The organism is Polynucleobacter nymphae, assembly GCF_018882155.1.
Taxonomy (GTDB): Bacteria; Pseudomonadota; Gammaproteobacteria; order Burkholderiales; family Burkholderiaceae; genus Polynucleobacter; species Polynucleobacter nymphae.
Map to the genome: position 1 here is coordinate 1 of NZ_JACVPA010000020.1, position 282 is coordinate 282.

At 48.6% G+C, this 282-nt stretch carries 1 protein-coding gene; it reads right to left on the minus strand.

The window, feature by feature from the left end; translation table 11 throughout:
* Window positions 1–282: hypothetical protein (locus ICN29_RS10650; RefSeq protein WP_216133009.1), on the minus strand; the 282-nt coding region annotated here is incomplete at both ends.

Genomic DNA, 282 nt, shown 5'->3' on the forward strand with positions numbered 1-282 from the left:
CTAAGCTCGTCAAGGCCGCACTATTGCCAACCGTACTCGAGAACGTAATCGAACCTGTACCAGCTGTAATTGTTAATGTCTTCGCGCCATTGACTGCTGCACTAAAGCTAATGTTGTTACCACTAGATAAACCACCAGTCGATGATGCCGTAAGTGAATTCCCCAAGGTCACTGCCCCGGTATAGCTCTGGGTACCACTGGTGGTGATATCCCCATTTAAGGTGATGCCGGTGCCTGTGATGGCTAAGTTACCTGAGGTAATAGTAGTAACAGTTACTGCCC